Origin of the sequence: Microbacterium sp. NPDC057741, from assembly GCF_042798735.1 — a bacterium.
Taxonomy (GTDB): Bacteria; Actinomycetota; Actinomycetes; order Actinomycetales; family Microbacteriaceae; genus Microbacterium.
Genome location: NZ_JBHVJW010000001.1, coordinates 832,137 through 858,593 on the forward strand (window position 1 = coordinate 832,137; position 26,457 = coordinate 858,593).

The window sequence follows — 26,457 nt, forward strand, 5'->3', positions numbered from 1 at the left end:
TCACCACCGTCCTTCCGGGTGCGCGCGGGCGACGACCTGCATCTCGGCGAGCATGCGGCTGAGCGCCTCGGTGTGGCTGCCGTCACGCCCGCGACGCCCCTGCACGCCGGCCAGCGCTGCCCTGTCGGGTCGATCGACGCTCGCGGCCGCGAGCACCTGGTCGAGAACGGCATCGGCTTCGTCCTGCACCTGGGCGGGATCGATGCCGACACCGGCATCCGCGACCGTGCGCTCCACCGGATGCGTCTCGAAGAGCTCGGCGCGCAGCGGCCAGAGGCCGTCGAGGGCGGCGAGGAGACGTCGGCGGGACTCCTCGGTCCCCTGCGCGAGGGTGACGAACCAGCGTCCGGCGAAGTCGCGGTGGTACGCGAGCTCTTTCGCGCCCTTCGCGGCGACGGCGGCGAGCACGGCGTCCCTGCTGCCGGAGAGCCGGGTGAACAGCGCATAGCGCCAGGTCGAGAAGATCAGGATGCGGGTGATCGTCTCGGCGAAGTCGCCATTCGGCACCTCGGCGAGGCGGACGCTGCGGAAGGCGCTGTCATCTCGGAAGAAGGCGAGCCGATCCTCATCCGGCACCGGCGAGCCGTCCGGGAGCGCCGGTACGACGGACGGATCGGCGGCAGCGGCGCGCGCCAGCAGCAGCCTGGCCTGACCGAGCAGGTCGAGGGCGATGTTCGCGAGCGCGATGTCCTCCTCGAGATCGGGCGCGCGGCTGCACCACTCCGAGAGGCGCTGCGAGAGCACCAGCGCATCGTCGCCCAGCATCAGGCAGTACGCGGCGAGCGCGCTGGGGTCGACGCCGTCCGGGACGGTCGTGTCGACCCCCGCGAGCGGATCCTCGAAGTCGGTGCCGAACGCCCAGTGGGCGTCGTTCACCAGCAGACCGGCGTAGGCGTTGTCGTGGAACTCGTCTGTCATCGTCGTCGCCCTCACATGTGGGGCACGTTGTCGGGGATCACGTAGAACGTCGGATGCCGGTACACCTTGTCGCCTGCGGGGGCGAACATCGGATCCTTCTCGTCCGGGCTGGACGCGGTGATCTCGCTGGAGCGCACCACCCAGATGCTGACGCCCTCGTTGCGCCGGGTGTACACGTCGCGGGCATGCCGGAGCGCCATCTGATCGTCCGCCGCGTGCAGCGATCCGACGTGCACGTGGTTCAGCCCGCGCTTGCCGCGGACGAACACCTCGTACAGCGGCCACTCCGCTCTGACATCGCTCATGCCGCCGCCTCTTCCTTCGCCGCATACGCCATGGCCGCCTCGCGCACCCACGCCCCCGCTTCCCAGGCCTTGCGGCGATGCTCGATGCGCTGGGTGTTGCACGGGCCGTTGCCGCCGACGACCGCCCAGAACTCGTCCCAGTCCGGGGTGCCGAAGTCGTAGTGACCGCGCTCCTCGTTCCAGACCAGCTCAGGATCGGGCAGTGTCACGCCGAGGGCCTCCGCCTGCGGCACGGTCATGTCGACGAACTTCTGGCGCAGCTCGTCGTTGGTGTGGGTCTTGATGCCCCAGGCCATCGACTGCGCAGTGTTCGGCGAGGAGTCATCGGGTGGGCCGAACATCATCAACGACGGCCACCAGAACCTGTTCACTGACTCCTGGACCAGCTCGCGCTGGGCGTCGGTGCCGCGCATCATCGTCATGAGCAGCTCGTAGCCCTGCCGCTGGTGGAAGGACTCCTCCTTGCAGATGCGGATCATCGCGCGTCCGTAGGGACCGAACGAAGTGCGGCACAGCGGAACCTGATTGCAGATCGCGGCGCCGTCGACCAGCCAGCCGATCGTGCCGACGTCGGTGTACGACAGCGTCGGGTAGTTGAAGATCGACGAGTACTTCTGCCTGCCGGCGATGAGGTTCTCGGTGAGCTCGTTCCGGGAGACCCCGAGGGTCTCGGTCGCGGAGTACAGATACAGTCCGTGGCCTGCCTCGTCCTGCACCTTGGCGAGCAGGATGGCCTTGCGCCGCAGTGAGGGTGCCCGCCCGATCCAGTTGCCCTCCGGCTGCATCCCGATGATCTCGGAGTGCGCGTGCTGGGCCACCTGGCGGATCACCGTCTTGCGGTACGCCTCGGGCATCCAGTCGCGCGGCTCTATGCGGTCGCGGCGCGCGACGATCTCCTCGAAGCGTCCTTCGAGCTCCAGGTCGTCCTCGACCTTCATGCTGCACCTCCGTCGGAGCATCCGGCCTATTTACTGACCGACCGTTCTGTACTACTCTGACACACGGATGCGGGTGGCGCAATGCTCCCGCGCGCCCTCGACGACGAGGAGAGGAAACCCCGTGAGCCCACTTCTGGAGAGCTACGCCGCCGGCGCCTGGTTCCGCGCGGACGACGACGGCACGCCCCTGCTCGACGCGGCCACCGGCGAGGAGATCGCCCGCATCTCGAGCTCCGGTCTCGACACCGCCGCGATGGTCGACTACGCCCGTCGAGTCGGCGGCCCGGCCATCCGTCCGCTGACCTTCCATGAGCGGGCGACCATGCTCAAGGAGCTCGCGCTGATGCTGAATCAGCACAAGGACGAGTTCTATGCGCTGTCGGCGCGCACCGGTGCGACGCGCCGCGACTCGGCGGTCGACATCGACGGCGGCATCGGCACGATGTTCTCCTATGCGAGCAAGGGCAAGCGCGAACTGCCGAACGACGTCGTGTATCTGGACGGCTCCGTCGAGCAGCTCGGCAGAGGTGGCACGTTCCTGGGACAGCACGTCTACACGTCGCGTCCGGGCGTCGCGGTGCAGATCAACGCCTTCAACTTCCCGGTCTGGGGCATGCTCGAGAAGCTCGCCCCCTCATTCCTCGCAGGTCTCCCCACGATCGTCAAGCCGGCGAGCCAGACCGCGTACCTCACCGAGGCCGTCGTGCGCAGGATCGTCGAGTCCGGCATCCTGCCCGAGGGCGCCCTGCAGCTGATCTCGGGCGGCGTCGGCGACCTGCTCGCCATGCTCGACGCGCAGGACTCGGTGTCGTTCACGGGCTCGGCCGCGACCGCCGACCTGTTGCGCCGCGATCCCGCCGTGCAGGAGCGCGGCGTGCGCCTGCAGGTCGAGGCCGACTCGCTGAACGCGTCGGTGCTGGGCACAGACGTCACTCCCGAGGATCCCGAGTTCGAGCTGTTCGTCAAGGGCGTCGTCGCCGAGATGACGGTCAAGGCCGGTCAGAAGTGCACGGCGATCCGTCGGGCGATCGTGCCGGAGGCGATGGCGGATGCTGTGATCGCGGCCGTGTCCGCCCGGTTGGCACGCACCGTGGTCGGCGATCCTGCCGACGAGCAGGTGCGCATGGGCGCGCTCGCCAGCATCGGCCAGCGCGAAGAGGTGCGCAGGGCGGTCGCAACGCTGCGCCGCAGCTCGGATCTCGTGTTCGGCGATCCTGAGCATGTCGAGGTCGTCGGAGCGGATGCCACGACGGGCGCGTTCCTGTCGCCGATCCTGCTGCGTGCGCATGCGGGCGCGTCCGAGCCGCACGATGTGGAGCCGTTCGGGCCGGTGAGCACGGTGATCACCTACCGCACCGTCGATGAGGCTATCGCACTCACCGCTCGCGGACGGGGCAGCCTGGTGGCATCCGTCGTGACACACGACCCTGCCTTCGCACGCGAGATCGTGCTGGGTCTCGCGCCCTGGCACGGCCGGGTGCTGGTGCTCGACCGCGACGACGCCGCCGAGTCCACCGGTCACGGCAGCCCACTGCCGATGCTCGTGCACGGCGGACCGGGGCGCGCAGGCGGCGGCGAAGAGCTCGGCGGCATCCGCGGGGTGCTGCACCACATGCAGCGCACGGCGGTGCAGGCCTCCCCCGACATGATGACCGCGATCACCGGCCGCTGGACGACCGGCTCGGCGCGCCGCGTGGAGGACGTGCATCCGTTCCGGAAGAGCCTGCGCGAGCTGCGCATCGGCGACAGCGTCGTCTCGGAGCCGCGCACGGTTACGCTCGCCGACATCGACCATTTCGCCGACTTCACCGGTGATCGTTTCTACGCGCACACGGACCCGGAGGCGGCAGCGAAGAACCCGCTGTTCGGCGGCATCGTCGCGCACGGCTATCTCGTGGTCTCGCTGGCAGCCGGGCTCTTCGTCGATCCGGATCCCGGTCCCGTGCTCGCGAACTTCGGCGTCGACGGGCTGCGCTTCCTGACTCCCGTGAAGGCCGACGATTCGATCCGCGTGACGCTGACGGTCAAGCAGATCACCCCGCGGAGTTCCGCCGACTACGGCGAGGTGCGCTGGGACGCGGTCGTCGTCAATCAGGACGACGAGCCGGTGGCGACCTACGACGTCCTGACGCTGGTCGCGAAGGAGTGGCCGCCGGCGGAGTGACGCCGGGCAGCTCTGTCGGCTCAGCGCTTCGGCCGCTGATCGATGAGCCGTCGGGCCTTGCCTGCGGAGCGCTCGACCTCGCCCGGGGCGCGAACATCGACGGAGACCGTCACTCCGATGCGGGCCTTGATCAGATGGCGCAGCCGCTCCGCGGCATCCGAAGCGGTGTCCGCGGCGCCCTCGCGCGGCTCGACGAGCACAGTCAGCTCGTCGAGTTGGCCGGGGCGCGTGAGCACGCACTGGAAGTGCGGTGCGAGCGCCGACGTCTGCAGGATGAGCTCCTCGATCTGGGTCGGGAACAGGTTCACGCCGCGCAGGATGATCATGTCGTCGGTGCGGCCGGTGATCTTCTCGATGCGGCGCATCGAGCGGGCGGTGCCCGGCAGCAATCGGGTCAGATCACGCGTGCGGTAGCGGATGATGGGCATCGCCTGCTTGGTGAGCGAGGTGAACACCAGTTCACCCTCCTCGCCGTCCGGCACCGGCTGCATCGTGACAGGGTCGACGATCTCGGGGTAGAAGTGGTCCTCCCAGACGGTCAGTCCATCCTTGGTCTCGACGCATTCGCTGGCCACGCCGGGGCCGATCACCTCGGAGAGCCCGTAGATGTCGACGGCGTGCATGTCCAGGCGCTCCTCCATCTCCCGGCGCATGTCATTGGTCCACGGCTCAGCGCCGAAGATACCGACCTTCAGCGAGGTGGACCGCGGGTCGATGCCCTGCCGCTCCATCTCGTCGATGATCGACAGCATGTACGACGGCGTGACCATGATGATGTCCGGCCGGAAGTCCTGGATCAGCTGCACCTGTCGCTCGGTCTGACCACCCGAGACCGGCACCACAAGGCATCCGAGCTTCTCGGCGCCGTAGTGCGCGCCGAGCCCGCCGGTGAACAGCCCGTAGCCGTACGCGTTGTGCAGGATGTCGCCCGCCCTGCCGCCGGCAGCACGGATGCTGCGCGCGACGACGGTCGCCCAGACGTCGAGGTCGGCTCTGGTGTAGCCCACGACGGTGGGCCGCCCCGTGGTGCCTGACGAGGCGTGCACGCGCACGACCTGCTCGCGCGGCACGGCGAACATGCCGAACGGATAGTTCTCGCGCAGGTCGGACTTCGCGGTGAACGGGAATCTCGCGAGATCGTCGAGACTCTTCAGGTCATCGGGATGCACGCCCGCGGCGTCGAAGGCGGCCCGGTAGTGCGGCACGTTCCGGTATGCGTGCTCCATCGTCCAGCGCAGGCGCTCGAGCTGCAGCGCGCGAAGTTCGTCTGCGGAAGCGGTCTCGATCGGGTCGAGATCGCCGGGGTGCGGTGACAGGTCCTGCATGTCCACGTCCTTGTGCTCACGCCACGGCCGGGCTTCCTGACCGACCGTTCAGCACACTACGCGGCGACGCGGTCTGCGTCCAGCGCGCCGATCATGCCTGCCGGATCACGAAGAGCACCATGCCGACCGGGATGCTCACGACGACAAGCACGAGCAGCAGGCGATACCCGATCAGAAGCATCCGATCCTGGGTCCGCGCGCCTCGCAGGGTCGCGAGGAACGCGAGCGCCAGCGCCGCGACCAGCGCGGCTGAACCGACGAAGACCAGGGCGGGCGAGGCGAGGAGTGTGCCAAGGATCACCGCGGCGTTGCCGAGGTTCCAGAGCACGAACTGCCACCACGCAGCGCCAACGCGCCCACCCCATCGGCGCAGCGCCACACCCATCGCAACCTGGGTCACGCCGGCTACGAGCACGAGATACGCCGCCGCCCAGCTGCCCTTCGCGAGCTCGAGCGGACCCGTCACGGCCGCGAGCAGGCCGCCGAGGACGACCATCACGACGCCGACGACAGCAAGCCCCAGGACGACTTCCGCCCGCGATCGCTCGTCGTCCCGCACGCTCCCACCCTACTCGCGGGCAATGAGCGGATCAGCGGCACGTTCACTCGAGAAAGTCGAGCCAGATGGTCGCGCCCACGTCAGCCAAGCGCCGCAGGGTCGACGCGCTGATCGTCTCAGCACCATGGGGGAACGTGATGAAAAGGCGGGTGAAGACCTCCTCAGAGCGGAGGAGCTCCGTGGGCGCGCTGTCGAGACGATCGATGAGGGTGAGGATCGTACGATCCAGCTCCTCCGCTCGTCGCGCAGCGTCCTTCTCCGAGAACGACAGCGTTCCCAACTGGTACCAGTGCGAGCCATCCGTCACCCGCTCGTAGAACGTCTCGTACACGGCCAGCTCTGCGATCGGATCCGCATGCACCACGGTCAGACTCACGATGACGTAGCCATCGGCGCTGTCGTCTATCTTCATGTGCACGCTCAGAGCTTCGCACAGTCGCCGTGACGGTGCGCGCTCAGGCGATCATGTCCTTGACCATCGGCACGACCTTCTCGCCGTAGAGCTCGATCGAGCGCTGGTGGGCGGCGTGCTGCACGGGCTGGTCGTACTTGAAGTCGAAGCGGTCGACCTTCAGCACCTGCAGGGTCGCCGCGATCTTCCGGGCGACCGTCTCCGGCGATCCGACGTACAGCGCGCCCGTCTCGATCTCGCGCTCGAAGTCGCCCACGGCGGGCGGCGGCCAGCCTCGCTCCTGGCCCATCCTGGTGCGCATCGCGAACCAGCCGTCGCGCACGAGGGCGTGCGCCTTCTCGTCGGTCTCGGCGACGAGCCCCGGCGAGTGCACGGCCACCGGCTGGCGCTCCACGCCGAACTGGTCCTGCGCACGTTCGAACAGGTCGATGTACGCCGCGAACCGCGACGCGGGCCCACCGATGATCGCGAGGAACAGGCCGAGACCGTGCCGCGCGGTGCGCACCACGGAGTCCGGGCTGCCGCCGACGCCCACCCAGGCCCGCAGCCCGCGCTCGGTCGTCGGGAAGACGCGCTGGTCGGTCAATGCGGCACGCGTCGAGCCCTGCCAGGTCACGGGCTGCTCCTTCAGCAGAGCCGCGAGCAGGTCGAGCTTCTCCTCGAAGAGCACCTCGTAGTCCTGCAGGTCGTAGCCGAAGAGCGGGAATGACTCGATGAACGAGCCGCGCCCCGCGACGATCTCGGCACGCCCGCTCGAGACCGCGTCGAGCGTGGCGAAGCGCTCGAAGACGCGCACCGGGTCGTCGGAGCTCAGCACAGTGACGGCCGAGCCGAGCCTGATCCGCTCGGTCTTGGCGGCGATGGCGGAGAGCACCATCTCAGGACTCGACACCGCGAAGTCGGGGCGGTGGTGCTCGCCGACCCCGAAGAAGTCCAGTCCCGCCTGATCGGCGACCACCGCATCCTCGATCAGATCCCGAATCACCTGCGGATGCGGCAGACTCCGCCCCTCAGCGTCCTTGGTGACTCCCCCGAACGTGTCCAGCCCGAACTCGATGTCGCTCATGACAGTCTCAACCATCCATGCATCCGAATGTATTCCGCCGAGCACGCGCGAGCAGGTGACCTTGACATGGTGACAATCTCAGCGGTGGAATATGAGAATGCTCATCGGCGAGGTCGCGGCGCGGACCGGCATCAGCGCGCGGATGCTGCGCCACTACGACAGCATCGGACTGCTGTCCCCGAGCGAGCGGACTGCCGGCGGATATCGCCGGTACTCCGAAGCCGACGTGCTGAGGCTGTTCCGTGTCGAGGCACTGCGCGCACTCGGCCTGGACCTGCCGGAGGTCGCCGAGTCGCTCGATGACCCGGCGACCACTCCTGCCCAGGTCGTCGACAGGCTCACCGCACTGACCCGCGAGCGGATCCATCATGAGCTGCAGCTGCTCCATCTGCTGGAGCGGGTCAGCGACAGCGGTCTCGACGGCGGAACCGAAGCACTCGACATCGTCGGGCTGCTGCACGGCCTGCCGTCGGACGAACCGGCGGCGAGCGGGCCGACGACACCACCGGCGCCACCCGCCGCAGTGACCCCGATCGCGCCTCGCCCCTCGGCGCCGGAAGAGTCCACGCCCGAGGAGCGCGACCCGAACGCCCCCGGCGCACTGGACTGGGCCCTCGCCCGGATCGGCGACCGCGCCGTCCCGCTGCTCAAGGCGTCCCTGGAGTCCCCGGATGTCGCTCAGCGCCGCAAGGCGGCGGTGACCCTGGAGAAGATCGGCAGTGCGCGAGCACTCGCCGCACTCGCCGGAGCGCTCGCCGACTCCGACACGGTCGTCCGCGCCAGAGCGGCGCTGATCCGCGGGCGCCGCGGCGATCTGGACGCCGTTCCCGCGCTCGTCGACCTGATCGTGCATGGCATCGACGACGTCGAGGCGATAGAGCTGCTCGTCGGTCTCGCCGCGTCGCCTCAGGCGGCGTCCGAGATCATCGGGATGATCTCGGAGCGCATTCCGTCGGCCGACGCGGACGGGCGCGGACGGCTGACCGGTGCCCTGGCAGAAATGGAGAAGCCCACCTCTTGAAGAGGCGGGCTTCTCACTTGCGACAGCGGTCAGTGGAGCTGGGGGGAATCGAACCCCCGTCCGACGCTGAGTCTCCACGCCTTCTCCGGGCGCAGTCTGTGCAGACGTTCTGCTCGGCTCCGACCTTTGTCACAGACACCTAAGTCGACAAGCCCAGCCTGGGAAGAGTCCCGTGTGACGTCCAGACGCCGTCACACAGCAAGATTCCTAGATGACGCCAGGATCCGTATCGGAATCACATACGGTCTGACGGACTATCGGGCTCGCTTACGCAGCGAGGGCGAAGTCAGTGCGCTTTGCATTGGCACTTATTGTTTTGCAGGGAGCGTTCACGAGATAACCCTGCATCCTCGGCCCGCTTCTCGTGGATTCACAGGCGCCGTCGAAACCGATCAGCCCCGTGGACCTTCTTGCAAAGGAGCCGCTGTCGCACTGTTGATTTACCAGCTCGGATGCATCGCAGCCGAGCACTACAGACTACAACGGATGTCGCCCCTGCGCCATTCCGCGTCAGTTCGACGACGTGCGCACGAGCGCCACCAGTCCGAGCGCGATGAGGGACAGCACCGCGCAGAGCGCGAACACCCCCTGGAACCCGAGTTCCGTCATCCCGCCGAAAGCGATCAGGCCGCCGGACAGGACCGCACCGCCACGTCGCGCGTTGGCCGCGACGCCGGTCGCCAGACCCGGACGACGGATGATCTGCTGGAACCAGGTCATCCCTACCCCGGCAGTGACGCCGACGAGCCACGCATTGAACACCTGCAGCGCGACCAGGGCGACCGGCTCGGTCACGAAAGTCATCCCGCCGTAGTAGAGGATGCCTGCGACGCATCCCGTCGCGATCAGGAGCCTGTTCGAGAATCGCCTCGTCAGCCGTCCGATGATCAGCAGCGCGGGGATCTCGCAGCCCGCGGCCACACCGAGGGCGATGCCCGCCCAGATCAGCGGCAGGCCCAGCCGTTCGGTCACGACCAGGCTCATCGCAGCGACCGCTGCATTGTTCGTGGCGGCGAGCAGGGCCGAGATCAGCACGACCACGACGAGCGACCAGGGCGTGACCGGCTCATGCTCGATCCCCGGTTTCGGTGCAGCATCCGGTTCCTGCCTGCGGCGGCGGCGATGCGCGATCATCGCAAGGGTCGTCGAGATGTTGGCAAGGGAGACCACGGCGAGCGCGATCAGGATCGACCTGTTGCCGAAGGTGCTCATGATTATCGTCGCGACAGGAGGCCCTGCGACCCACGCGAACGAGAACAGCGCGCGCGTGTTGATGATCGTCTCGCGCGAGTCGCCCGCTGCCCTCATCTCGGCGAAGAGCATCGACACACCGACGCTGGCGGGTCCGCCGAGCACCACCAGGGCGAGAGCCGCCATCGGCAGCGTGGTGATCAGGGCGAGCGACAGCGTCAGCGCACCGGTCAGCGCCGCGCTGCACAGCAGTGGCACGAGATAGTCGCCTGTGCGGTCGGCGATCGCTGGGATGACCAGCGCAGCGATGAAGCCGCTGACGTTGAACACGGCGAGCGTCCAGCCGACCTCCGCGGCCGTCGCGCCGTAGAGGGTTACCAGCAGCAGCGCGAGCACCGGGTTCAGGAACGAGAACTGCACCCCCCACATCAGGGCTGACGTCGACGTCAGGATGCGAGCGCTGCGCCTTGGGAGCAGTCCGTGGCGTGTCGTCGCGTTCATCCTGTCGCCGAGCATAGCGAGGAGCGCCGAGACACTCGTCGCGTATGACTGTCGGTCGGATCCCGCTCAGGCCCGGCGTCGTCGAGCGATCAGCAGCACGACTGCGCCCGCGAGCAGCAGCACGATGCCGGTGCCGATCACCGGGCGCGGGTCCGCGCCCGTCGTCGCGAGACCGCCCGTGCCCTGCGCATGCTCGGGATCGGCCGGAGCGGGTGCGGGCGTGTCCGACGGCACGGGAGTCGGCGTCGGCGTGACCTGCTCCGGGGTGAGCACGAAGTCCTGGTCCTCGATCAGCTCGCCCGCCGCGGTGAGCGTGATCGTTCGCGAGGGCGGCGATGCCGAGACGAATCCGTCCGGCAGCACGATCTCGATCTCGTACTCCCCTGGGGGCAGGTCACCGAGGCCGTAGCCCCCGTCGGGTCCCGTCGTCGCCGTCACCGTGCCGTCCGGTCCCGTGATCCGCACGGTCGCTCCGGGCTGAGGGGCACCGGAGGTGGTCGTGACCGTGCCCGCGACGGCTCCGAGGCGGGACAGCACGAAGTCGACGCCCGTGATGTCGGTGGCGGCAACGGTCTCGTCGCGGACGGCCGGCCCCGAGACGACGTACCCGTCCGGAGCCTCGAGGCGCACCGCGTACTCACCGGCCGGGAGATGCGGGAACGAGTAGCTGCCATCCGCGGCGGTCACCGTGCGCATCGTTCCGCCTGGGCCCTCGGCCGTGACCACGACGCCGCCGATCCCGGAACCGGCCGCCGTCACGATCCCCGACAGTGCCGGGAGCTCCTGGAGCACGAAGTCCTTCCCCGTGATCGGGTCCTCGGAGTTCTCGGGAACGGTGAACGGTGCCGGTGAGGAGATCACCGTGTACCCATCCGGCGCAGTCACGGTGAGTGTGTGCGCTCCGACCGGCACTCTGTCGATGAGATAGGAGCCGTCGGCCCCGGTCCGCACCGTCGTGCCGTCTTCGAGGGTCACGCTCGCGCCGCTGACCGGCTGGCCATGCTGATCTCGGACCGTGCCGGAGACCGCGACGGGCACGATGTCGCGCACCGAGAAGTCGGCGACGCCGTCCTGCGCGATCAGATCGACGGGGCGGCTCGGTTCGTCGCTCGTCTTCCCTACGGGAGGCACGATCTCGACGGTGTAGCCGTCGGTCGCCACCGCGCTCGGGAACGAATAGGTGCCGTCCGCCGCGGTGACGGTCTCACCGATCACCGCGCCGTTCGCGTCGGTGAGGCGAACCGGCACTCCGGCGATCGGAGCGCCCGCGGTCGTGTCCTGCACCGTTCCGGTCACGCCACGGGTGATCGCGGAGAACCAGGTCTGGTAGACCGGGAAGCCGGCGCGACGGGTGAAGGTGAAGGTCAGCGAGGAGATCGGAGCGTTCGGCTGGAACCAAGCGGCAGCACCCTGGGTGTCGAGCGCAGCCGCATTGCCGGTCAGGGTGAAGCTGCCCGCATTCCAGATCGGGATGTCGGCTGCGTCCCCCGTACAAGAGGGCTTTCCCACGACCCCAGGGGCGCAGTAGTTGAATCCGCCCTGGAAGCCCAGCTGCGCGGCGGTGAGCGCAGTGCCGTCGGGGCCGAGCGCGCGGATCTGCACGGCATCGGCATCGATGTCACCGAGTGTGAACGCCCAGCCTGAGGACGGAGTCGGCTGCTCGAAGGTATAGCTGGTGATCGAGGGTGACGTCGCGTTGTCCGCGGCCGGACGGAGGTTCAGGTACGGCTGGTTACGGCTCGAGCCGTACACCGCGCCGACAGGTGTGCCCTCCGAGAGCCAGGTGCTGGCTCCGGAGATCACACCCACCTGACCGGAGCGCGAGCTGCTCGAGTACGTCGCGTCGAGCTGCGGAGACGATGAGATCGACACCTCGCCCGTGTAAGCCCCGGATGCTCCGGCCATAGGCGCCCATTGCGCCCAGGACGCCCCGGTCGCGGCGCTCGCGGTCATCGTCGTCGTCAATACGGCGGCAGCGGCCAGCAGGCCGATGACGCTCCCCCTCATCAGTCGCACGAGGAACATCCTGGCACGCGAGAAGGACTATCGATAGGCCGTCCTCCCGTTTCCGGCATCCGCGCCGTGCCGTAGAGTCCCCCTCATGAGCGACGTCATCATCACGGTCCGGGGCGAGAACGAGGCGCGCATCGCGCCGGAGCGCGCGGTCATCCATCTCACGATCCGTGCCGAGGGCCCCGAACGCGCCTCCGCGGTCGACGAGGCCACCCGTCTCGCCGAGCCGGTCCGCCAGAGCATCGTGGCTCGAAACGACTCCGACACCGTCGTGGAGTGGTCCAGCACCCGCATGACGGTGCACGCGGAGCGTCCGTGGAACAACGAGGGCAAGCGGCTCGCGCCGGTGTACCACGCGGCGATCTCATTCACTGTGACCTTCGCCGAGGCATCCGAGCTCTCGCTCTGGGTATCGGACGTCGCCGTACGCGACGGCGTCGAGATCGGCGGCGTCGACTGGCAGCTCACCCCGCAGACCAGGGCGCGCACCGAGCGGGACGTCGCGGCCGAGGCCGTCTCCGTCGCTGTCGCGCGTGCCGAGGCCTACGCGGCCGCCCTCGGGCTGCACACGGTCACCCCCGTCGAGATCGCCGACCTGGGACTGATCTCCCGTCAGGAGTCGGCCGCACCGCCGCAGGGCAAGATGCTCATGCGTGCGGCCGCCTTCGATGCCTCAGGCGGTCCCGGCATGGTCTACGAGGCCGAGGACATCGTCGTGTCCGCGACCGTCGAGGCGCGGTTCAGCGCGAGCTGACGCCGCCGTGCCCGCGGTTCCTGAGCGAGGAGCCCAGCGACGAGACGAAGGGCACTCAGGAGCCGGAGAGGTGCGGCCCGCCGTTCCCGAGCGAAGACGCGCGAAGCGCGGCTGAGACGAAGGGCGCTCAGGCCCCGGAGGCGTAAGGTGCCAGCTCGGCCGCGAGACGCTCGGAGACGTGCGCGTGGATCGCGGTGCCGTTCTCCTCGTGCTCGGCGGAGATCAGCACGCCGTGCTCGTGCACAGCTGAGACCAGGTCGCCGCGATCATACGGGACCAGGGCGCGCACCTCGACGGCCGGCATCGGCAGCGCCTCGTCGATCGCCGCGCGCAGCTCCTCGATGCCCTCGCCGGTGCGCGAGGACGCGAAGTGCGCGCCCGGCACGAGCCCGCGCAGCACGAGCCGCTCGTCGTCTGACAGCAGATCCGCCTTGTTGAACACGACGATCTCGGGGATGTCGCGCGCGCCCAGGTCGCCCATCACGTCCCGGACGGTCTGCAGCTGGGCGGACGGGTCGGGGTGCGAACCGTCCACGACGTGCACGATCACGTCCGACTCGGCAACCTCCTCCAGTGTGGAGCGGAAGGCCTCCACGAGCTGGTGGGGCAGATTGCGCACGAAGCCCACGGTGTCGGTGAGCGTGTACACGCGACCGTCAGCCGTCTCGGAGCGCCGCACCGTGGCATCCAGCGTCGCGAACAGCGCGTTCTCGACCAGTACCCCGGCGCTGGTGAGCGCGTTGAGCAGACTGGACTTGCCGGCGTTCGTGTACCCCGCGATCGCGACCGACGGGATGGCATTGCGGTGCCGCTCGGCGCGCTTGGCCTCGCGCGCGGGCGCGAAGTCCCGGATCTGCTTGCGCAGCAGTGCCATCTTGGTGCGGATGCGGCGGCGGTCCAGTTCGATCTTGGTCTCACCCGGTCCGCGCGAGCCCATGCCTGCCCCGCCCGCGCCGACCTGGCCGCCGGCCTGACGGCTCATCGACTCGCCCCAGCCGCGCAGGCGCGGCAGCAGGTACTCGAGTTGCGCGAGCTCGACCTGCGCCTTGCCCTCGCGGCTCTTGGCGTGCTGACTGAAGATGTCGAGGATGACGGTGGTGCGGTCGATCACCTTGACCTTGACCACGTCCTCCAGTGCGCGCCGCTGGCTGGCGGCGAGCTCGGTGTCGGCGATGACGGTGTCGGCGCCGACGGCGCGCACGATGTCGCGCAGTTCCTCGGCCTTGCCACGGCCCAGGTAGGTCGCCGGATCCGGATGGGGGCGGCGCTGCAGCAGTCCGTCGAGGACGACGGCGCCGGCGGTCTCCGCGAGGGCGGCGAGTTCGCGCAGCGAGTTCTCCGCGTCATCCTGCGCACCCTGCGGATACACGCCGACGAGCACGACGTTCTCGAGCCGCAGCTGGCGGTACTCGACCTCGGTGACGTCCTCGAGCTCCGTCGACAGCCCGACCACGCGGCGCAGCGCATGCCGATCCTCGAGGTCCCACTGGTCGCCGTCGGCGGAGCCGTATCCGGCCGTCGCCGAATCCTGCAGCGCCTGCGCGCCGCCGAAGACGATCGGGGCGATCCGCTGCTCGGCGTTGGCGAGCACCCGGTCCAGGGAGTCCTGCGTGTTGTCGTCGTTGTTGTTGGGGTTCGTCATCCGGTCCGGATTCCTGCTTTCTCAATAGAGCGTCTTAACCCTAGCCCGCTGCGTCCGCTACGCTCGCGGTATGGGGTCCGACCATTACTTCACCGCGACCCCGGCCAGTGCGGAGAACCTGCGGAACATCCGCGTCACCCTCGCCGGCCGTGATCTCGAGGTCACGACCGCCGGCGGTGTCTTCAGTCCCGACCGCCTAGATGCCGGAACCGCTGTGCTGTTCGCCAACATGCCGCCGCTGCCGCCGAGCGGGGATTTCCTCGACCTCGGATGCGGGTGGGGACCGATCAGCCTGACGATGGCGCTGTCCGCGCCGCATGCAACGATCTGGGCGGTAGACGTCAACGAGCGCGCCCTCGATCTGACGCGCCGCAACGCCAAGGCGCTCGGGCTCACCAATGTCAACGCCGTGCTGCCCGATGATGTTCCCGATGACGTGCTGTTCCGCACCATTCGCTCGAACCCGCCGATCCGCGTGGGCAAGAACGAACTGCACGGCATGCTCGAGCGCTGGATCCCGCGGCTCGACGAACGCAGCGACGCCTGGCTGGTGGTGCAGCGCAACCTCGGCGCCGACTCGCTGCAGCGCTGGATCGATGCGACGTTCGACCCGGGGTACAGCGTGTTCCGCGCGGCGACGGGCAAGGGTTACCGCGTGCTGAAGGTGCGCAGGCACGGAACTCCGCCGACCGAACCGGTGGTGCTCCCCTCCTGAGCGCGCAGGGCGCGGTTCAGGCCAGATCGATGTCGCCGGTGTACACCAGCTGCGCCGGACCCGACAGCGCGACGTGCTCGCCGTCCTCTGCAGGGAACATCCGCACACCGAGCTTTCCGCCCGGCACCTCGACGCGCCAGTCGTTCGGGGCCTTCTCCCCCGCCCAGTACCGTACGGCAAGGGCTGTGGCGGCGACGCCGGTGCCGCAGCTGAGCGTCTCGCCCACGCCACGCTCGTGCACTCGCATCCGCACGTGACCGATGCCGTCGCGCACCAGCGGTTCACCTGGGACGACGAACTCGACGTTCGCACCGGCAACTGGCGCGGGGTCGAGGATGGGCGTCGCGTGCAGGTCGAGTTCGTCGAGCTCCTGCTCGGAGGCCAGCGCGACGACCACGTGCGGGTTACCGACATCGATGCCGGTGCCCGGACGCGGAACCGACAGACCGCGAGCCCGCACGAGCGGGTCGCCGTCGACGAGCCGCCAGCGACCGAGGTCGACCTGGTAACCGGTCTCACTGCGCATCACATCGCGAACGCCGGCGCGCGTGCCGACGGGCAGCGTGGAGCCGGGCTCCAGCGTCGCCAGCCCGGAGCGCACCAGGTAATGCACGAAGACCCGGATGCCGTTGCCGCACATCTCGGCGATCGAGCCGTCTGCGTTGCGGTAGTCCATGAACCACTCCGCGTCGGGCTCCTCGGCGAGCGCGGCCGCACCGTCGGCGATGGCTGAGGAGCGCACGACCCGCAGCACGCCATCCGCGCCGATGCCGAAGTTGCGATCGCAGAGCACGGCGACCTGTTCGGGGCTCAGCTCGAGCGCGCCGTCAGGGTCGGCGATGATGACGAAGTCGTTGCCGGTGCCGTGCCCCTTGGTGAATGCGACCATGTGCCCAGTCTATTCAGCCTCGAAGAGTGACCCGTTCAGACGACGGCCGCCGCCGCCGGAGCATCGACGATCAGCCGCTTGCCCGTCATGCCGATGTCGAAGCGCTCGTAGCCGATCCGGTCGTAGAAAGCGAAGACGATCTCGTTCCCCGGGCGCACCATCAGCTGCACCTTCGGACACCCCAGCGCGATCAAGCGGCGCTCCGACTCCTCCACCAGCATCCGTCCGATTCCCTCTCCGCGACGATCGCCCGCGCTGACGAGGTAGTAGATCCATCCGCGGTGACCGTCATAGCCCGCCATCACGGTGCCCACGATCCGTCCGGCGTCCTCGGCGACGATGAGCAGATCGGGCCAGACGGCGAGCATCCGCTCGATGTCGGCATGCGGATCGTTCCACGGCCGGGTCAGACCGGCCTCGTCCCACAGCGCGATGACGGCGCCCTCATCCGCCCTGTCGAACGTCCTCAGCTGCGCGGTCACTGGTGTCTCCGATCTGCGCGCCCTTGAGCACGCGATAGCGCGTGCAGGCGAACGCCCGGTTGCGCGCGACGTCGATGAGTTCGAGATCAAGAGTACGGGGCAGCAGCGGCGCACCGGATCCCAGAGTCACCGGTGCGTACTGCACCCAGACCTCGTCGAGCAGACCCGCATCGGCGAACTGGCCGGCCAGTTCGCCCCCGCCCACGACCCACAGGTCCTTCCCGGGCGCCGCCGCGGTCATCGCCTCATGCACCGCGCGCACATCGCCGCGCGCGAACCGGATGTCGGCGCCCGGGATCGCTGTCAGGTCGCGATGCGTGAGCACCCAGGTCGGCTGCACGTAATTCCAGACTTCGCCCTCGTGGCGGCGGATCCATTCGTACGTCGAAGCGCCCATCACGAGGGCTCCGATCTCGGCGATGAACCCCGGGTACGCCATCGGCCCCTCCATGTCGATGTCCTGGCTGAGCAGCCAGTCCAGGGAGTGATCGGCAGTGGCGATGAAGCCGTCCAGTGACGAGGCGGTGTAGAAGTGGGGGCTCATGCCCCTATCGTGCCTCCGGCCACGGACACTCGAAAGCCCTCGCCACGCGCAACGATGTGGTCCAGACTCGGAGCATGGGATGCGACGCGAAGTCCGAGAAGAAGCAGATCAGCGCCGGTGGAAAGGTGCTCCTCACGATCCTGGGCATCGTGCAGATCGCGTTCGCCGCACTGGCGTTCTGGGATCTCGCCGCTCGCGACGCCCGTCAGGTGCGGGGGCCGAAGCCCGCGTGGATCCCCGTGATCCTGGTGAACTGGATCGGTCCTGCGAGCTACTTCGCGTTCGGCGTCAAGCCCGACGAGCTGTCAGTCAAGGACTGATCCCGCTCCCGCACCCGGCTCGATCCATCGGATGCCCGGGTACCGCTTGAACCACGACACCTGGCGGCGCGCGTAACGCCGGGTCAGGGCCTGCGTCTCGGCGATGGCCTCGGCCTGCGACATCCGTCCGTCCAGCTCGGCGAGCGCCTGCGCATAGCCGATCGCCCGGCGCGCCGTGACGCCGTCCTCGAGGCCGTGCTCACGCAGACCGCGCACCTCGTCCAGGAGCCCGTCGGCCCATATGCGCTCGACTCGACGGTCGAGGCGCTCGACGAGCATCGCGCGGTCGATGTGCAGGCCGATGATGCGGGTGTCCGGCTGCCACAGCTCCGGCGCATCCGGCAGCGCGGCGCCGTGCGTCGCAGAGCCTTGCGCGAGCACCTCCAGCGCGCGCACGAGTCGTCGGCCGTTCTTCGGATCGATCTTCGCGGCTGTGGCTGGGTCGAGCGACTGCAGCCGAGCGAACAGGGCGCCGGCGCCATGCGCCTCCAGCTCCGCCTCGAGCTCTGCGCGCAGCGCGGCATCCCTCGGCGGGAACCGGAAGTCGAAGATCACGCTGGACACGTACAGTCCGGAGCCGCCGACCAGGATCGCGTCGCCTCCGCGGGCGAAGATCGCCTCGATCGCAGAGCGAGCGAGTGGCTGGTACCAGGCGACCGCGGCCTCCTCGGTGACCCGGCGCACGTCGAAGAGATGGTGCGGGATGCCGCGCCGCTCGTGCTCGCCGAGCTTCGCCGTGCCGATGTCCATGCCGCGGTACAGCTGCATGGCGTCGGCGTTGACGATCTCCGCCGGGTTCCCCTGCGCGCGCAGCCGTTCGGCGAGATCGAGCGCGAGATCGCTCTTGCCGGTACCGGTCGCGCCGACGACCGCCCACAGTCGCGTCATGAAGAGCGGATGCCGGTCACACGCCCACGCGCAGCGTGGGCGTGCCCAGACGCACCGTGCCTGCGGTGCTGGATGCGCCGGTCTCGGGCAGTGCACAGCTCTCGGCCTGTGCGCGGTCCCACGCGTCGCCGCCGCGGGTGCGCCGGATGCGCAGCGGGGCCCCGGTCGGATCGTCGGCGAGCAGGTGGAACGGCGCGCCGTGGGTCACCTTCACCGTCACGACGTCACCGGGGCGCGGCAGGTCCGAGCCGGGCGTCACCTCGAAGTGCACGAGCCGGTTGTCCTCGGCACGTCCGGTGAGGCGGTGCGTCTCGGCGTCCTTCTTGCCCTCGCCGACCGAGACCAGAACCTCGACCTCGCGGCCGACCTGCTTCTGGTTCTCCTCGAGCGAGATGCGCTCCTGCAGGGCGATCAGGCGGTCGTAGCGCTCCTGCACGACCTCCTTCGGAACCTGATCCTCCATCGTCGCGGCTGGGGTGCCCTCGCGGATGGAGTACTGGAACGTGAAGGCCCCCGAGAAACGGGCCTTCTCGACGACGCGCATCGTGTCTTCGAAGTCCTCGTCGGTCTCGCCGGGGAAGCCCACGATGATGTCGGTGGTGATCGCCGCGTTCGGGATCTTCTCGCGCACCCGATCGAGGATGCCGAGGAACCGCTCGCTGCGGTAGGAGCGGCGCATGGCGCGCAGGATGCGGTCGCTGCCGGACTGCAGCGGCATGTGCAGCTGCGGCATGACTGCGGGCGTCTCGGCCATCGCGTCGATCACGTCGTCGGTGAAGGCAGCCGGATGCGGGCTGGTGAAGCGGATGCGCTCGATACCGGGAATCTCTCCTGCGGCGCGCAGCAGCTTGCCGAAGGCCTGACGGTCGCCGAACTCGACGCCGTAGGAGTTCACGTTCTGGCCGAGCAGCGTGACCTCGATCGCGCCGTCGTCGGCGAGCAGGCGCATCTCGTTCAGGATGTCGCCGGGGCGACGGTCCTTCTCCTTGCCGCGCAGGCTGGGCACGATGCAGAACGTGCAGGTGTTGTTGCAGCCGACCGAGATCGACACCCAGCCGCTGTGGGCGGAGTCGCGCTTCGTGGGCAGCGTCGAGGGGAACACCTCGAGCGCCTCGAGGATCTCGAGCTCGGCCTCGCCGTTGTGGCGGGCGCGCTCGAGCAGGCTGGGCAGCGAGCCCATGTTGTGCGTGCCGAAGACGACGTCGACCCAGGGCGCCTTGTCGAGCACGGCGTCCTTGTCCATCTGAGCGAGGCAGCCGCCGACGGCGATCTGCATGCCCTCGTGCTTGTCCTTCTTGGACTTCAGATGCCCGAGCGTGCCGTACAGCTTGCCGGCGGCGTTGTCGCGCACGGCACAGGTGTTGATGATCACGACGTCGGCGTCCTCGCCGTCGGCGGCGCGGACGTAGCCCGCGCTCTCCAGAGAGCCGGAGAGGCGCTCGGAGTCGTGCACGTTCATCTGGCACCCGAAGGTGCGCACTTCATAGGAGCGGTGATGTCCCAGGGCATCGATCGCCGCCGACGACGGCGCGATGATCGTCGGTTCGCTGCGCGGAGTAGTCATGATGACTGCCATTCTACGAGCCGCGATCTTTATCCGGCTCAAAGGAAGCGCAACGGCCGCACTCCGCCCTGCTTCGTACTTTCGATTCATCGGGCTCGTCACGAAGGCGGTGCCCCCTGACCCGACAGGAGCACAGCCCTGAGATGAGCCCACGAACGTTCCTCGCCAGATTCCGCACCCGGACGAAGGTCCTCACCTCCGTCGGCCTCGTGCTCGTCGCCGCAGCGGCGATCTGGGTGTTCGCCTTCCTCCTGCCCGCCCAGAACGCGAAGGCCGAGACGATCACCCGCACCGTGACAGCGAGCCTGGAGACGCTCGAGAAGACCGTACAGGGAACAGGTACCGCCACCCCCGCGGTGCAGGAGGACGTGAGCTTCACCGTCTCCGGCACCGTCACCGCCGTCAAGGTCGCCGAGGGGCAGACCGTCGCCGCCGGCGATGTGCTCGCCACTGTCAACACGCTGCAGCTGAACGCCGACCTGCTCGAGGCCAAGGCGACGCTCGCCGATGCGAAGTCGTCGCTCTCCGACGCACAGGATTCCGGCGCTTCGGATGCCCGCATCTCGGCGGAATCCGCGGCGGTGGATGTCGCACAGGCCGATGTCGAATCGGCGACCGGCGCCCTGTCCGATGCCACGCTCAAGGCCCCTGCCGCCGGGCTCGTGACCAGCGTCGGGATCGCCGTCGGCGACAAGATCACCGGCTCCGGTTCATCCTCCTCCTCATCCTCGTCGAACTCGTCGTCTCCGGCGTCCTCCTCCGGCGGCAGCAGCCCGTTCGGCGGCGCGACGAGCACCACGTCCAGCGACTCAAGCACGAGTTCCGCGGCATTCACGATCGTCAGCACCAGCTCCTGGTCGCTCGACGTGTCCGTCGGCGAGACCGACATCGCGAACGTGAAGAAGGGCCAGCAGGTCGAACTCACCACCGATGACGGCGACGAGTACTTCGGTGTCGTGGCCGAGGTCGGCGTCCTGCCGAGCACCACGTCCGGCTCCGCGCAGTACCCGGTCACTGTCACCGTGACCGGCGACGGCAAGGGCCTCTACGACGGCGTCTCCCTGACGGCATCGATCGTCTACGAACGGCGCGCGGATGTGCTCTCCGTTCCTTCGGCAGCGGTCACGACCGCAGACGGCAAGAGCACCGTCACCGTCGTCGCCGATGACGGGACCCAGGCCGAGAAGTCCGTCGAGGTCGGCGAGACGAGCGGTGGCTACACCGAGATCACGTCGGGTCTGTCGGAGGGCGACAAGGTGGTGGTCGCCAGCTTCACTCCCGGCGAGGGCAACTCGGGCCAGTTCCCCGGCGGCGGGCAGATGCCTGGGGGCGGCCAGATGCCCGGAGGCGGCCAGTTGCCCGGCGGCGGCGAGTTCCCCGGCAGCGGGAACGGAGGCCAGCGATGAGCGAACCCGTCATCGAACTGATCGGCGCGCGCAAGACATACCGCTCGGGCGACCTCGAGTTCGAGGCCCTGCGGGGAATAGACCTGCAGGTGCACGAGGGCGAGTATCTCGCGATCATGGGACCGTCCGGCTCCGGCAAGTCCACGCTCATGAACATCCTGGGATGCCTCGATGTGCTCACCGAAGGCGAGTACAGGCTCGGCGGCGAGGACGTGTCGCAGCTCAGCGAGGCCGCCCTGGCACAGGTGCGAAACCAACGGATCGGGTTCGTGTTCCAGCAGTTCCACCTGCTGCCGTCGCTGTCCGCGCTGCGCAACGTCGAGCTGCCGCTCGTGTACGGCGGCGTCGGCAAGGCCGAGCGGCACGATCGCGCCGTCGCGGCGCTGACCAGGGTCGGTCTCGAGCAGCGCCTGCACAACCGACCGGGTGAGCTGTCCGGCGGACAGCAGCAGCGTGTGGCCGTCGCTCGGGCCCTGGTCGGCGAGCCGACGATGATCCTCGCCGACGAGCCGACCGGAAACCTCGACTCCACCTCCACCGAGGACGTGCTCGGTCTGTTCGACGAGCTCAACGACGCCGGGCGCACCATCGTGCTGATCACGCACGAGCACGACGTCGCCCAGCGTGCAGAGCGCATCGCGCTCGTGCGCGACGGGCAGATCGCCGAGGCCGCGGAGGTGGCCGCGTGAACTGGTCCGAGACTCTCAGCACCGCCTGGCATGCGATCCGCTCGCACACCCTCCGATCTCTGCTCACCGTGCTCGGCATCCTCGTCGGCGTCGCCGCTGTGGTCGTCACGGTCGGCCTTGGCCTCGGCACGCAGAAGGATGTCAGCGAGCAGATCAGCTCGCTGGGAAGCAACCTGCTCATCGTCTCGCCCGGATCAAGCACCGATTCCACCGGCATCCGCGGCGGGTTCGGCACGTCCACGACCCTGAAGGCGACGGATGCCACGGCGCTGCAGTCCGAGGTCGCGGCTCCGGACGTGAAGAGCGTGGCGCCCGAGAAGACGTCCTCCCTGTCACTGGTCGCGAACGACACGAACTGGACCACCACCGTCACGGGGACGACGACGGACTGGCCCGAGGTGCGCTCCCGCACTCTGTCCGCCGGGTCGTTCTTCACCGAGGAGGACTACGCGTCGAACGCGCATGTCGTCGTGCTGGGTTCCGAGACCGCCTCCGAGCTGTTCGGCCGCACGGGTGTCGTCGGGCAGTCCGTGACGATCGACGGGACGGCCTTCGACATCGTCGGTGTGCTCGACTCCGCCGGTTCCAGCTCTTCATCCAACCTCGATGATGCCGCGATCATCCCGCTGTCCACCGCGGCCAGCACGGTGATGGGCGGCACGAGCTCGTCCGCCGTGAACACGATCTACGTCAAGGCGGTCTCCGACGAAGTGCTCTCCGGCGCCTATCAGGAGGTGCAGTCGATCCTGCTGAACCTGCACGGCATCACCGACGCCGACAGTGCCGACTTCACGGTCGAGAGTCAGGACGCCCTTGTCGACACCGCGACCGCGGTCTATCAGACCCTCACGGTGCTGCTGGCCGGTGTCGCCGCACTGTCGCTGCTGGTCGGCGGAATCGGCGTGATGAACATCATGCTGGTCTCGGTGACCGAGCGCACCAGGGAGATCGGGCTGCGCAAGGCACTCGGCGCCCCGCCCGGGGCGATCCGCAACCAGTTCCTGCTCGAAGCGACTGTGCTCGGCTTCGGCGGCGGCATCGTCGGGGTAATCCTCGGCATCGTGGTCGCGCTGGTGCTCCCGGCGCTCATCGGCAGTTCCGTGGTGCTCTCCCTCCCGATCGTGTTCCTCGCCATGGGCGTGGCCGTCGCGATCAGCCTCATCTTCGGGGTCTACCCCGCCACCAGAGCTGCCCGGCTCGTGCCCATCGACGCCCTCCGCAGCGAATGACCTCCCCCTTCTCAAGGAAAGAACACATGACACTCACCGCTTCTCGACTTCGTACCGCGCTGGTCGCCTCGTCCCTCCTGGTCGCGGGTGGGCTTCTGCTGGCCGGCTGCTCTTCCGCGGATGCTTCCGCCGATTCATCGAAGGGCGGCGGCTCGTCATCGAATGCCGGGCAGCAGCAACGGCAGCAGCAGTCGCCGCGCGGCGTCAGCGGTCTGATCGCCTCGGCTGACGACGGGCTGCTGCAGGTGCAGAGCACGAACGAGCAGACCTCGGTGCGCTACTCCGACGACACCACGGTCACCACGCGGGTCACCGTGGACGCGTCCTCGATCGCCGTGGGCGACTGCGTGATGATCATGACGGATGCGGATTCCGACGCCAAGACCGCGACCTCGGTGACGGTCACCGAGGCATCGGACGACGGGACGTGCGGCATGGGCGGCTTCCCTGGCGGAGCACCGTCCGGCGAGCGGCCGGAGGGCATGCCGACGGACATACCCAAGGACCGCCCCACCGACATGCCGACGGACGGACCCGGTGGCCGAGGCGGCTTCGGATCGATGGTCTCCGGGGCCGTCACCGGGGTCTCCGCTTCGAAGGTGACCGTCGACGCCGTGTCGTTCGGCGAGGATCAGAAGACGACGAGCACCGAGGTGGCGCTGAACGCCGATACCACGATCACCGGCACGGCGGCAGCCACGACTGCCGATATCAAGACCGGTCTGTGCGTGATGGCGACCGGCAAGGCCGATGACGCCGGCGGGTACGACGCCACCGCCCTCGCGCTCTCCGACCCGGACGACAGCGGCCAGTGCAGCGGCGGATTTCCCGGTGGGCGGACGCCCGGCGGCCAGGCTCCCGAGGGTAACGGCGGCGGACAGAGCGGAGACTCCGAATGACCGCTGACGACGATCTGTTCGACCTTTCGGAGAGCGACGACATGCGCGCCGACAAGGCACCGGCCGCGACCACCAGGGCGCGACATGGAGCCGGTGCGTTCTTCAGCCGACGCCGCAACCGCGTTATCGTCGGTGTCACCGTGACAGTGCTGGTCCTGGCATCCGGTACGACCGCCGTCTACGCGGCGACCCGAGGAGCCGACGGCGACTACCGCACGGCCGTCGCCGCGAAGGCGGACGTCACCGAGGCGCTCGATCTCTCCGGACAGCTCGCGTCCGCGAACAGTGCCGACGCGTCGTTTCAAGTGGCGGGCACCGTCACGTCCGTCACCGCCTCCCTCGGCGATGAGGTGGCCGCCGGTCAGGCGCTCGCCGCTCTCGACACCGGTGATCTGAAGGATGCCGTGACCAAGGCCGAGGACACCGACGCGTCCGCTCAGCAGACGCTGGAGGACGACCTGGACGCGCAGGCGAACGGCACTACCTCGTCATCAGCATCGGGCAACTCGTCCGGTTCGCTGACGCCGCCGTCGAGCGGCGGCTCCCCGCAGAGCACACCAGGCGGATCCACGCCGGGCGGATCGACACCGGGCGGATCCGCACCGGGCGGATCCACGCCGGGCGGATCGACACCGGGCGGATCGACACCGGGCGGTGACAACGACTCCGGCAACGACGGGTCCGGCGACAACGGATCCGAACCCTCGGACGACGAAGCGACGAAGGCCGCGATCGCCGCCGTCACCGACGCCCAGCAGAAGCTGCTGAACACGTACGAGCAGTCCGTGACCGCCGGTGAGGCGTCCCGTGCGGCGCTGACCTCGGCGCAGCAGGTGTGCGCACCGTTCCTGGACGCGAAGCTGGAAGTGCCCGCAGAGAACGGCGACTCAGACGGCGGGAACGCCGCAGCGCTCGACGAGGCCGCGATCGCGGCGCTTCAGATCGCGCTGAAGGACGCCCAGGGGCAGCTCACCAACTGCCAGGATGCGGTCTCCGCGACGCAGTCGGCGCAGCAGACCACCGAGACCGCCAATGGCGCCGTGTCGGATGCCGCGAAGGACCTGAACGACGCGGTCGCGGCTCTGCAGGAGCAGCTCTCGTCCTCTGACGGGCCCGGCACGGGCTCTGCAGACGACGGTTCCGCGCAGACCGGGACGACCGCCAGCACCAGCGCGTTCAGCTCGACTCTCGTGATCCGCACGGCCGCCGTGACCAGAACGGCGACGCCGGACGGAATGACCGGCGGCTCAGGCTCGTCCGGCACGATCACCGCGGAGAAGATCCTCGCCGATCGGGCGGCGATCGACGCAGCCGAAGCCGAACTTGCGATCGCGAAGCAGGACCTGACGTTCGCCACGCTCACGAGCCCGATCGACGGCACGATCGTCTCGGTCGGGATGGTCCCCGGCGACACGGTGAGCGCCGGTTCGGACACCGCCGTGATCACGGTGCAGAGCACAGGCGGCTACGTGGTCGAAGCCGGCGTCGGGCTCTCCAAGATCGGCAAGGTCGAGGTGGGACAGGATGCCAAGGTCGTGCTGCCCGCGTTCGGGGCGGAGTACGACGCCACAGTCGCGTCGATCGGCGTGCTGAACACGTCGTCGACGTCCACACCGTCATACACGGTGACTCTGGCTGTGGATGCCGGCGGCGACACACCGCGCATCGGCGCGACCGCGACGGCGACGGTACAGCTCGCCGCTGCGAAGGACGTACTCACGGTGCCCACGTCGGCAGTGACCCGCGCCGGCTCCACCTCGACCGTCGACGTCCTGGTTGACGGTGCTGTGAAGAAGACAGCCGTCACTCTCGGCGCGATCGGTGCGGAACGCACCGAGATCGCCAAGGGGCTCAGCGCCGGCGATGTCGTCGTGCTCGCCGACCTCGACCAGGCGATCACATCGAACGACACCTCGAGCAGCACGCGTCGCGGTTCGAGCCGGTTCTCCTCGGGTGACTTCCCCTCTCCCGGGTCAGGCTCTGGAGGCGGCGATTTCCCGGCACCTCCGGGAAGCTGATCCGC

General features: G+C 68.8%; 25 protein-coding genes and 1 other RNA gene. 10 read left to right on the forward strand and 16 right to left on the reverse strand.

Going from position 1 to position 26,457, the window contains the following annotated elements; genetic code table 11:
• From paaC to paaA, 3 genes are read right to left on the reverse strand one after another with little or no spacing between them, the layout of a single operon-like run.
• Entirely contained in the window at positions 1-918 is a 918-nt protein-coding gene (gene paaC / locus ACFVDO_RS04055) for a 1,2-phenylacetyl-CoA epoxidase subunit PaaC (protein ID WP_378858848.1), read from the reverse strand.
• A gap of 11 nt (positions 919-929) precedes the next feature.
• Complete coding sequence (gene paaB / locus ACFVDO_RS04060; RefSeq protein ID WP_378858847.1) at positions 930-1,223, reverse strand: 1,2-phenylacetyl-CoA epoxidase subunit PaaB; 294 nt, start codon at positions 1,221-1,223, stop codon at positions 930-932.
• Positions 1,220-2,161: a 1,2-phenylacetyl-CoA epoxidase subunit PaaA gene (paaA, locus tag ACFVDO_RS04065; protein WP_378858846.1), complete on the reverse strand. Its 942-nt coding sequence runs from the start codon at positions 2,159-2,161 to the stop codon at positions 1,220-1,222. The genes paaB and paaA overlap by 4 nt, the downstream gene beginning before the upstream one ends.
• A gap of 67 nt (positions 2,162-2,228) precedes the next feature.
• On the opposite strand from paaA, the gene paaZ reads away from it, so the two are divergent.
• Positions 2,229-4,325 carry a phenylacetic acid degradation bifunctional protein PaaZ gene (gene paaZ / locus ACFVDO_RS04070; protein WP_378858845.1) on the forward strand — a complete coding sequence of 699 codons (2,097 nt, stop codon included), beginning with the start codon at positions 2,229-2,231 and terminating at the stop codon, positions 4,323-4,325.
• Positions 4,326-4,345: 20 nt separating this feature from the next.
• Here paaZ and paaK read toward each other — a convergent pair whose 3' ends face one another.
• The 4 genes from paaK to ACFVDO_RS04090 form a co-directional block, all read right to left on the reverse strand.
• Positions 4,346-5,650 (reverse strand): phenylacetate--CoA ligase PaaK, encoded by a 1,305-nt coding sequence (gene paaK / locus ACFVDO_RS04075; protein WP_378858844.1) that lies wholly within the window; start codon positions 5,648-5,650, stop codon positions 4,346-4,348.
• Positions 5,651-5,741: 91 nt separating this feature from the next.
• Positions 5,742-6,209: a hypothetical protein gene (locus ACFVDO_RS04080; protein WP_378858843.1), complete on the reverse strand. Its 468-nt coding sequence runs from the start codon at positions 6,207-6,209 to the stop codon at positions 5,742-5,744.
• A gap of 43 nt (positions 6,210-6,252) precedes the next feature.
• Complete coding sequence (locus ACFVDO_RS04085) at positions 6,253-6,627, reverse strand: hypothetical protein (protein WP_378858842.1); 375 nt, start codon at positions 6,625-6,627, stop codon at positions 6,253-6,255.
• A gap of 37 nt (positions 6,628-6,664) precedes the next feature.
• Complete coding sequence (locus ACFVDO_RS04090; RefSeq protein WP_378858841.1) at positions 6,665-7,702, reverse strand: Atu2307/SP_0267 family LLM class monooxygenase; 1,038 nt, start codon at positions 7,700-7,702, stop codon at positions 6,665-6,667.
• A gap of 82 nt (positions 7,703-7,784) precedes the next feature.
• Here ACFVDO_RS04090 and ACFVDO_RS04095 point away from each other — a divergent pair, with 82 nt between their 5' ends.
• Positions 7,785-8,708: a MerR family DNA-binding transcriptional regulator gene (locus tag ACFVDO_RS04095; protein ID WP_378858840.1), complete on the forward strand. Its 924-nt coding sequence runs from the start codon at positions 7,785-7,787 to the stop codon at positions 8,706-8,708.
• Positions 8,709-8,738: 30 nt separating this feature from the next.
• On the opposite strand, the gene ssrA is transcribed toward ACFVDO_RS04095, so the two are convergent.
• The 3 genes from ssrA to ACFVDO_RS04110 all read right to left on the reverse strand — a co-directional run bounded on the left by ssrA (position 8,739) and on the right by ACFVDO_RS04110 (position 12,425).
• Positions 8,739-9,108: a transfer-messenger RNA gene (gene ssrA, locus ACFVDO_RS04100) on the reverse strand.
• Between the two features lie 110 nt (positions 9,109-9,218).
• Positions 9,219-10,400 carry an MFS transporter gene (locus tag ACFVDO_RS04105; protein ID WP_378858839.1) on the reverse strand — a complete coding sequence of 394 codons (1,182 nt, stop codon included), beginning with the start codon at positions 10,398-10,400 and terminating at the stop codon, positions 9,219-9,221.
• 66 nt (positions 10,401-10,466) lie between these two features.
• On the reverse strand, positions 10,467-12,425 hold the full coding sequence (locus tag ACFVDO_RS04110) for a collagen binding domain-containing protein (protein ID WP_378858838.1): 1,959 nt from the start codon (positions 12,423-12,425) through the stop codon (positions 10,467-10,469).
• A 76-nt stretch (positions 12,426-12,501) separates the two neighbouring features.
• Between ACFVDO_RS04110 and ACFVDO_RS04115 the strand changes: the two genes are divergently transcribed.
• Positions 12,502-13,167, forward strand: coding sequence for an SIMPL domain-containing protein (locus ACFVDO_RS04115; protein WP_378858837.1), 666 nt, complete (start codon positions 12,502-12,504; stop codon positions 13,165-13,167).
• 127 nt (positions 13,168-13,294) lie between these two features.
• Here the strand turns inward: ACFVDO_RS04115 and hflX are convergent, their stop codons facing one another.
• Positions 13,295-14,629 (reverse strand): GTPase HflX, encoded by a 1,335-nt coding sequence (gene hflX / locus ACFVDO_RS04120; protein ID WP_378858858.1) that lies wholly within the window; start codon positions 14,627-14,629, stop codon positions 13,295-13,297.
• A 250-nt stretch (positions 14,630-14,879) separates the two neighbouring features.
• Here hflX and ACFVDO_RS04125 point away from each other — a divergent pair, with 250 nt between their 5' ends.
• A complete protein-coding gene (locus ACFVDO_RS04125; protein ID WP_378858836.1) occupies positions 14,880-15,524 on the forward strand; it encodes a class I SAM-dependent methyltransferase in 645 nt (214 codons plus the stop codon).
• Between the two features lie 16 nt (positions 15,525-15,540).
• On the opposite strand, the gene dapF is transcribed toward ACFVDO_RS04125, so the two are convergent.
• Genes dapF through ACFVDO_RS04140 form a run of 3 tightly spaced genes read right to left on the reverse strand, consistent with a single transcriptional unit; the run spans position 15,541 to position 17,439 of the window.
• Entirely contained in the window at positions 15,541-16,413 is an 873-nt protein-coding gene (gene dapF / locus ACFVDO_RS04130; RefSeq protein ID WP_378858835.1) for a diaminopimelate epimerase, read from the reverse strand.
• 35 nt (positions 16,414-16,448) lie between these two features.
• A complete protein-coding gene (locus ACFVDO_RS04135) occupies positions 16,449-16,895 on the reverse strand; it encodes a GNAT family acetyltransferase (protein ID WP_378858834.1) in 447 nt (148 codons plus the stop codon).
• Positions 16,858-17,439 carry a dihydrofolate reductase family protein gene (locus tag ACFVDO_RS04140; RefSeq protein ID WP_378858833.1) on the reverse strand — a complete coding sequence of 194 codons (582 nt, stop codon included), beginning with the start codon at positions 17,437-17,439 and terminating at the stop codon, positions 16,858-16,860. Before ACFVDO_RS04140 ends, ACFVDO_RS04135 begins: the two co-directional genes overlap by 38 nt.
• A gap of 74 nt (positions 17,440-17,513) precedes the next feature.
• Between ACFVDO_RS04140 and ACFVDO_RS04145 the strand changes: the two genes are divergently transcribed.
• Positions 17,514-17,759 (forward strand): PLDc N-terminal domain-containing protein, encoded by a 246-nt coding sequence (locus ACFVDO_RS04145; protein WP_378858832.1) that lies wholly within the window; start codon positions 17,514-17,516, stop codon positions 17,757-17,759.
• Here the strand turns inward: ACFVDO_RS04145 and miaA are convergent.
• Positions 17,745-18,647, reverse strand: coding sequence for a tRNA (adenosine(37)-N6)-dimethylallyltransferase MiaA (gene miaA / locus ACFVDO_RS04150; RefSeq protein WP_378858831.1), 903 nt, complete (start codon positions 18,645-18,647; stop codon positions 17,745-17,747). The two genes, ACFVDO_RS04145 and miaA, sit on opposite strands and share 15 nt — an antisense overlap.
• A gap of 16 nt (positions 18,648-18,663) precedes the next feature.
• Complete coding sequence (miaB, locus tag ACFVDO_RS04155) at positions 18,664-20,211, reverse strand: tRNA (N6-isopentenyl adenosine(37)-C2)-methylthiotransferase MiaB (protein ID WP_378858830.1); 1,548 nt, start codon at positions 20,209-20,211, stop codon at positions 18,664-18,666.
• Positions 20,212-20,354: 143 nt separating this feature from the next.
• On the opposite strand from miaB, the gene ACFVDO_RS04160 reads away from it, so the two are divergent.
• From ACFVDO_RS04160 to ACFVDO_RS04180, 5 genes are read left to right on the forward strand one after another with little or no spacing between them, the layout of a single operon-like run.
• A complete protein-coding gene (locus ACFVDO_RS04160; RefSeq protein ID WP_378858829.1) occupies positions 20,355-21,617 on the forward strand; it encodes an efflux RND transporter periplasmic adaptor subunit in 1,263 nt (420 codons plus the stop codon).
• On the forward strand, positions 21,614-22,306 hold the full coding sequence (locus ACFVDO_RS04165; RefSeq protein WP_378858828.1) for an ABC transporter ATP-binding protein: 693 nt from the start codon (positions 21,614-21,616) through the stop codon (positions 22,304-22,306). The genes ACFVDO_RS04160 and ACFVDO_RS04165 overlap by 4 nt, the downstream gene beginning before the upstream one ends.
• Positions 22,303-23,535 (forward strand): ABC transporter permease, encoded by a 1,233-nt coding sequence (locus ACFVDO_RS04170; protein WP_378858827.1) that lies wholly within the window; start codon positions 22,303-22,305, stop codon positions 23,533-23,535. Before ACFVDO_RS04165 ends, ACFVDO_RS04170 begins: the two co-directional genes overlap by 4 nt.
• Before the next feature lie 26 nt (positions 23,536-23,561).
• Positions 23,562-24,434 (forward strand): hypothetical protein, encoded by an 873-nt coding sequence (locus tag ACFVDO_RS04175; protein WP_378858826.1) that lies wholly within the window; start codon positions 23,562-23,564, stop codon positions 24,432-24,434.
• Positions 24,431-26,452 carry an HlyD family efflux transporter periplasmic adaptor subunit gene (locus ACFVDO_RS04180; RefSeq protein ID WP_378858825.1) on the forward strand — a complete coding sequence of 674 codons (2,022 nt, stop codon included), beginning with the start codon at positions 24,431-24,433 and terminating at the stop codon, positions 26,450-26,452. Before ACFVDO_RS04175 ends, ACFVDO_RS04180 begins: the two co-directional genes overlap by 4 nt.
• Positions 26,453-26,457 lie beyond the last annotated feature (5 nt).